The sequence below is a fragment of the Mesorhizobium delmotii genome, from assembly GCF_900149755.1.
GTDB lineage: Bacteria > Pseudomonadota > Alphaproteobacteria > Rhizobiales > Rhizobiaceae > Mesorhizobium > Mesorhizobium delmotii.
Genome location: NZ_FUIG01000110.1, coordinates 1 through 5,017 on the forward strand (window position 1 = coordinate 1; position 5,017 = coordinate 5,017).

The window sequence follows — 5,017 nt, forward strand, 5'->3', positions numbered from 1 at the left end:
TCGCTCTCTTGCAGGCGGGCAGGTCGAGAACGACGACGTCGCTCGGATTCCGAGAGGGAAACGTTCGTATAGGATGTGGATAAATCCTCGATCGGCGAGAGGAAAATTCGACATTTATGGCGATGAGCAGTGGCCTCGGGAAGGCCTAGGATTGCGGTTTGGGCAATGTGAGCGATCTCCCCACAAGGGACCTGTTTGGACCTGAGACATCGCGAACAGTTGTGCGAAGACATCGCGACCAGTTTGTGCGCTTTGCGCGGGTAGGTTCGTAGTGCCATTCGAGGCCAGGCGCGTGATGATCCAGAGGGACTTTTGTGCGCTTGGCGCCGGCGCCGGGGCGAATGTGCCGTCGCTTCGGGATCGGCCGGACGTGTTCGGCGCAGAACCAATGCGCGCTGCCTGGACCCTTCCGCATCGCCATGGCGCGAGGCAGGTCGCCAGCATCCACCGCGGTCGCTGCAACTCGATTTGAATTTACCATATCCGAAGACAGATAACTCATTGTGGCGTCACGGTGGAACGGGTATGTCGGATCAATCCGAAGAATGGCCGCGAGGCGAACTGCCCTCTTGGGGTTGACCTCGGCACCTGCTGGCTTTTTGGTCTCGGTCCGGCACGCACCCAACGAAACGGTAGACCTATCCGAACTGACCGCAACGATCCTTTAGTTTCGCCTTGTCTAGCCGAGGCCGGATCAGATCCATGCCGGCGTCGTTGCGCGACACTGCTGCGGCGAGAGGCCGTTGAAAGTTCTAAAGCACTTTGCGAAGTGTGAAGGGGATAAAAACCCGCAGGCCATTGCGATGTCGATAATGGGCATGCTTGTGCCTTCGATCAGCCGCTTGGCATGAGCGACACCGATCCTAAGGTAATGGCGTACCGGCGGCATGTGCACGTGTGCGGCAAACAAGCGTTCCAACTGGCGCCGCGACAGGCCAGCCCGTTGCGCAACTTCATCGTCAGCGGGTATTCCACATGCTCTTCCATGAGCCGCATGGCCATCAGAAGCTTATCGCTTACACCCGCAAAGGCGAGACCCGATGGCTCAGTCTGGCGGTTGGAACCTGAGCGTTGGCCGTCCACCGTCGCGTAACGGCAAACCTCCTGTGCGGTAAACCCGCCGACATGGCTGGCGATCAGATCGACCGCTAAGTCGAAGGCTGCTAGTTTCCCCGCGCACGTTGAAAACTGCCCATCCTTGACGAAGACAGCGTCGCGGATTTGGGCCTGGCTAAACACTTCCGAGAAGGCGGCCAGCCCCGATCAATGAATCGTGCAGGAAATCCAGGACGTTCCTGTCACCAGCGATTGCACGAGCGGACGTCTGGTAGAGAGGCGAACGACGCGCCACCTCATCGGCGGATCGGACATATCTGGCCACGATATCGTCGTGTCACCCTCCGGCTTGCGAGAGGACGTTTGGCTTCAAGGTTGCCCCTCGACCGCCGCGACTTCGTTCAACGTCAGGATCCGTGCACGCGCTTCGCGCCAGTGCCGCCGGTTTTGATGTACTGACGCGGCTCGCCCGTAAGAATGCGAAACCGATCGCCGGGGGCCGGAACGTTCGCGCGAAACGCCGCGCCACTCAATCTCGACAATCTCGGCAGTGACAAATCGCGAGCGTGTCCGGTTCAGCTCCCGCTTCAGGGCCAGATCCTCTCGGGGACACAGGCTAACCCAAAGCCGTCCAGGCGGCCTGGAGCATCCGTCCGCTATTGTTGAAGGCAAGTTGTCCACTAAGGCGGACGAGCGCCAGGTATTCAGTCGAAGTCGCCTCAAGCCATATCTTCCGCTACGGTCAATACGAAGACGTCGTCGCGCTGTTGAAGGGCTCGAAGGCCCGTCCGCCCACCGAACGCGCTGTGGCGCGACATCAGCCGAAGGAGGACGACTGCCGCAGGACCGCTCTACGAATCGACCTCAGCCTACCTCGCCGTGCCAGAATCTCGCCACGGGTGCGGCTTCCGCTTTCGGCCGCTCTTTCGATTGCGGCGATGACGCGATGCACTGCCACGGCGTCGTCGAAACTCGGCGCAGTGCGGGTGCCCTCGCGCAGGTCCCGGGCCATCCTGGCATAGACTCGGGCGACATTCCCCGGCTCGACGTCTGCCGGCCAGCCGGAACGGTATGAGGCGGAAATCTCCAGCGGGCGGAATGCCTTCTCATCGCCCCGCGCGCCCTTGAGGGACAATTGTACCATCTGCGTGTGGCCGGTTGGACCCGACACACGGATGTCGCCCTCTGTGCCGTTGATCTCCCAGAAGAGACCGTCATCATCCCGCGCCGTGCCGCCGCGGTAGTGAATGGAGGGGGGCGCCGCTGGCGAGGACGCCGCTGACCGCACCTGGTCCGGGGCAGATACAGGCAGCGTCTCCCCCGTATCGACGGCGAGCGCCGAGGTCCCTTGCGTGGCCAGCACCGCGGACAGTTCAGCAATCTCGCCGAGCACGTCTCTGAGCCCCGCCAGCGTATGCCCCACCGGGATCGTCAGCATGGTGGCGCCGTTGGCGCGGTCCAGAAGATAGGCGCTCACCTTCTTTTCCGCGATGGAGCCGCCCCAGCCGCCGCCCGCGCGACCAGAGTGGTCGACAGCACTTCGCCGACGAAGCCGTCGGCAATCAACTGCCTCAGATGCTCCAACTCGGGGGCAACGCGGGCCTGGGTTCCGACCACGGCCAGCACCCCTTTGGCACTGGCGAGCGCCGCCATTTCCTCGCCTCGATGCCGGCCAAGCGCAACTGGCCGCGCATCGGGGAGTCCCTTCCGGACGGCTTAGGGTCGATCTGCCGCTCGCCTTCGGGCGGCGCTGCGCCGCGCCGATCCTTTTCGATATCGCGGCGCGCTTCCCCGATCTGACGCTCGACATTTCCTTCAACGACCGTCGCGTCGATCTTGTCCAGGAAGGGATCGACATCGCGATCCGCATGGGCGAACTTGGCAACAGCGCCGGGCTGACCATCCGGCGCCTTTGCGTCCAACGCTCGACGATCTGCGCCGCTCCGGCGTATCTCGGGCGCAACGGCTGACCACAGACGATCGACGAGCTCGACGGCCATTCGCTGGTCGTCTACGGGCGCGATGGATTCGTGGCGCATGGCTGGTCGGCGACGTTTCCGGCCGGCTGCGGAAATACATGCCGCGGGGACGCATCGTGCTCGGCCATGGCGAGCCGATGCTGGATCCCGTGCTCGAAGGCTGCGGCATTGCCTTCCTGCCGACTTGGCTCATAGCGAAGGCGCTTGCAAGCGGCGACCTCGAGTGCGTGCTGTCAGTCCACCTTGTCGAAACCGCTCCAATCCATGCCATCTGGCCGACTACGAGGACGCTCGCACCGAAAATCCGGTTCACGGTCGATGAACTCGTCGAACGCTTCTCGCCGCCGGCGTGGGAGATCTGCGACGTCATCGGTCAACCGGGGCAGCTTCGAGTTGCCGCGCCGCCGCTTTGGACGTCTCAGCATCTGTTCCCTCGCTAAGACCAGGCGGTCGTGCTCCTTCGAACTATGCGCGGCGGCTTCCGAACTGCGTCGAGAAACGCCAGCAGCCGCGTTGTCCTGTCACGGTGAGTCGCCGTTCCCGGGCGATGATGCACAAACCAGCGTTGCGGGCGAACAGGTAGGCTGTGGTCTTGCAGCGTTGCCTCAACACGGCTTCGACCAGCAAGGAACCGAGCTAGGGCTGATGATGCTGCAGTGGACTGACCTGTTCCCAGGCGTCCCAAAGGATCGCCGCAGCAAGTGCGGGCGGAGCGTCCACCATGCGATCAAGCATGCCGCGCCATTCCTCGAACCGGGCATACTAGTCCCAATCCGGTTCGTAGATTAGCGGATCTCGCTCCTGCACCGCCTGAGAACGAGGCAGGCGGAGTATCCCTGGATCGAGGTCTTTGCGAGCGTGCCGACCCGATGAGCCTTGGCATCGCCGCCAGCCTTCTCAGCAAGCGCAATATGCAAGGTGTACCAGTGCAATCCGCATCACCGTTTGCCACAGGTATATGGGCGAGGGGAGTTTGTGCCTGAGAAGGGGCCGTCAACGATATAGCCGAGATCCTCGAGCTCTTACTTCACTACGTAGGCTTCGAATAGTTCTTCCGCATTGCCATCATAGAGAGGCCTAACGGTCGCGCCTTTCCCCGGAAGTTCCTTCCGCAGCCGCGTATCCAGGAGACATGGCCAAAGTGCCAAGCACCGTGACAGCGGCGGCAAACCGCCTAAAACGCCAAGGCGGTCTAGGATGATTGCGAGAAAGACAATACCGATCCCGCCCGTTGCGGCCTGACCGATGTCGAGGCGACCGATGCCCCGCAAAACCATTTGGCCGAGTCCCCAACGGCGATCGTGGAGGCAATAACAACCATTGATAGACATCAAGCTAGCGATCTGTCGAATGGACGCGACATAGGCGGCTTCTCTTAGTCGCCGAGATTCCGGCTGCTCCTCAAGGAGGTTGGGAGATACGGGCCCAAGTGCTGTGCATGACGTCCTCATAAGGGGAGGGGACCGCACGAGATCGATCTCGGCGCCCCTTCAAGAAATTCGTCGCGCATATCGGCTGGAACCGGCCTGCCTGTCATCCTCTCGAGCGCTGTGGCGATTGTCTGGTTTCGTCGCTCCCTCCGCCGCCTTTCCATCAAGCCGAAAGAGTTGTGGGTGGGTCAGATTCTTCACCCATTCGAAATGGCTCACCACCACGCCTCCTGCGTGTTTGGACAGGGACATCGCGAACAGGTGTGCGAAGACATCGCGAACAGTTTTGCATGCTATCGTCCCAAGGCATTGAGGTCGATGGTTTCTTTTTTCTGTCTGAACCAGGCGTCGAAGACGCCGCCTGAGGCGGTTGGCCTGTAGCGAAGGCCCTGTGGAGACGAAGCCACGCTGGTGTACGCGACGCAGAAGATCGCCCTTGGCGTATTCGAATGGCTCGACAGTTTCGTGATACTGGCGCGGTGAGGCGTGGTAGCGGTCGAGCGGCACGCTGCGGCCAATATTGTACACGACTAAAGCGTGTCGCGATTTAAG

At 61.7% G+C, this 5,017-nt stretch carries 6 protein-coding genes and 1 pseudogene; 2 read left to right on the top strand and 5 right to left on the bottom strand.

The window, feature by feature from the left end; genetic code table 11:
- Positions 1 to 694 precede the first annotated feature (694 nt).
- The 3 genes from BQ8482_RS40880 to BQ8482_RS37570 form a co-directional block, all read right to left on the bottom strand.
- Entirely contained in the window at positions 695 to 895 is a 201-nt protein-coding gene (locus tag BQ8482_RS40880; RefSeq protein ID WP_483237941.1) for a helix-turn-helix domain-containing protein, read from the bottom strand.
- On the bottom strand, positions 835 to 1,239 hold the full coding sequence (locus BQ8482_RS38575) for a helix-turn-helix domain-containing protein (RefSeq protein ID WP_165848870.1): 405 nt from the start codon (positions 1,237 to 1,239) through the stop codon (positions 835 to 837). The genes BQ8482_RS40880 and BQ8482_RS38575 overlap by 61 nt, the downstream gene beginning before the upstream one ends.
- 634 nt (positions 1,240 to 1,873) lie before the next feature.
- Positions 1,874 to 2,533, bottom strand: a complete 660-nt coding sequence (locus tag BQ8482_RS37570; RefSeq protein ID WP_244603143.1) for a hypothetical protein — start codon at positions 2,531 to 2,533, stop codon at positions 1,874 to 1,876.
- A gap of 13 nt (positions 2,534 to 2,546) precedes the next feature.
- Here BQ8482_RS37570 and BQ8482_RS40245 point away from each other — a divergent pair, with 13 nt between their 5' ends.
- Together BQ8482_RS40245 and BQ8482_RS40250 are read left to right on the top strand one after the other, a co-directional pair.
- Positions 2,547 to 3,026: a LysR substrate-binding domain-containing protein gene (locus tag BQ8482_RS40245; protein WP_280178899.1), complete on the top strand. Its 480-nt coding sequence runs from the start codon at positions 2,547 to 2,549 to the stop codon at positions 3,024 to 3,026.
- A gap of 107 nt (positions 3,027 to 3,133) precedes the next feature.
- Positions 3,134 to 3,475: a LysR substrate-binding domain-containing protein gene (locus tag BQ8482_RS40250; protein ID WP_280178900.1), complete on the top strand. Its 342-nt coding sequence runs from the start codon at positions 3,134 to 3,136 to the stop codon at positions 3,473 to 3,475.
- 196 nt (positions 3,476 to 3,671) lie between these two features.
- On the opposite strand, the gene BQ8482_RS40885 is transcribed toward BQ8482_RS40250, so the two are convergent.
- The gene (locus BQ8482_RS40885) at positions 3,672 to 3,770 is read right to left on the bottom strand and encodes a hypothetical protein (protein ID WP_123152131.1); all 99 of its coding nucleotides are present in this window, start codon (positions 3,768 to 3,770) and stop codon (positions 3,672 to 3,674) included.
- A gap of 602 nt (positions 3,771 to 4,372) precedes the next feature.
- A pseudogene (locus BQ8482_RS40890) lies at positions 4,373 to 4,702 on the bottom strand (glutamate dehydrogenase); the annotation flags it as partial.
- Positions 4,703 to 5,017 lie beyond the last annotated feature (315 nt).

Bases quoted from the DNA above. Each gene is read 5' to 3' on its own strand.
- BQ8482_RS40250 (WP_280178900.1), top strand. From the start codon at position 3,134: ATGCCGCGGGGACGCATCGTGCTCGGCCATGGCGAGCCGATGCTGGAT.
- BQ8482_RS40885 (WP_123152131.1), bottom strand. From the start codon at position 3,770: ATGCTTGATCGCATGGTGGACGCTCCGCCCGCACTTGCTGCGGCGATC.
- BQ8482_RS40245 (WP_280178899.1), top strand. From the start codon at position 2,547: ATGGAGCCGCCCCAGCCGCCGCCCGCGCGACCAGAGTGGTCGACAGCA.